Origin of the sequence: Holospora curviuscula (assembly GCF_002930195.1) — a bacterium.
Classification (GTDB): domain Bacteria; phylum Pseudomonadota; class Alphaproteobacteria; order Holosporales; family Holosporaceae; genus Holospora; species Holospora curviuscula.
This window is the reverse complement of record NZ_PHHC01000042.1, coordinates 1-1,258: the sequence shown is the minus strand read 5'-3', so window position 1 is coordinate 1,258 and position 1,258 is coordinate 1. Positions and strand designations below refer to the sequence as shown.

General features: G+C 35.2%; 1 protein-coding gene. It reads left to right on the top strand.

Going from position 1 to position 1,258, the window contains the following annotated elements:
- A partial coding sequence (locus HCUR_RS00735; RefSeq protein ID WP_279337381.1) for a transposase family protein occupies positions 1-265 on the top strand: 265 nt, incomplete at its 5' end.
- Between the last annotated feature and the right edge of the window lie 993 nt (positions 266-1,258).

Here is a 1,258-nt window from a genome sequence, read left to right as displayed (position 1 = left end):
TATTACGGAGACAGGATATCAAGGCTTGAAAACACTCCATAGTAGAACTGACATTCCAAAAAAGAAGGGTAAGAAAAATCCGCTAATGCAAGAAAAAAAAAGGAAAAATAGAGAGCTTTCCAGCGAGCGGGTAATGAATGAAAATGGTATTGGGATACTCAAACGCTTCAAGATCATCTCTGATACATACAGAAACAGGCGTAACAGATTTGGGCTGAGATTCACGCTCATTGCAGGGGTCTATACCATGGAATTAGAACAATAAGAGTTTCCGAAGAGGTCTAATGAAAAAAGACGAAAGCGTTCATCGAATTTATTGGTTGAAAAATAATATTTTTATCTTCTTATTCACACGCTCTAAATCCTATAGAAAAATTCTGGACTCATATGAGATGGATTGAGGATAGAATTACAAAATGCGCTCAATGATATGAGTCTATAACTCGCTTCTTTTTATATCTAATACAATATAGATTTATTATAACATCCCTTTAAGAGTAAAATTTTTAGATAGATCCCTTATTCACCCCTATAGTGGGGAAAACATCAGCGGAAAAACTAATAACACGAAGCGTTTGGGTACCGCAACGACAGATATCCCTAAATAGATATGACTTGGCAGACTTCATGCTTTGGGACATCATGATATTCCCCAAGCACCGCTTCTAGGTTGTGAACACAAGCGTTATCATTTATTCTAATTTGCAGCACGGAAATTTCTCTACGCGTCATAAGATTACGTGGTTCGTTAATACAATTCAATACTTTTAAAAGAACATTGTCCGGTTTTGACACGGGCACTTTGAACGCTGTGTTCGTTTTAAGGTTCGCAGGTTCTCTCGTGAAACTATTCTAAAATTTTTGTACACGGACCCTAAAAATAATTGGAGTCAGTCATTTATTTTAAAAGAAAAATGATTTAATACAAGACATAGGTGTTAAGCAACACTCCATTGAACATTACATGAAAATGATCAACCATTTACAATGCTACTGGAAAAAAAATTAATTGTGCAATTAAAACCGAAGAGTACCAAAAAATTATTCTTATACAGAAATATTCTCTGTACAGGACAAAAGTTTATCTCCCTGTAAATACCCGCTCAATTACAGTTTTTTGATTAAAAATTGACGCAATATCATTCACGAAATTGTTAACCGAACGATCAATTTTAAAAAATAATTCCCGCAGCAGATCCAAGCCAACGCGTAACACGCTTTTTTCCAAACGACCATGCTTTTTCTTTTTGATAGGGGC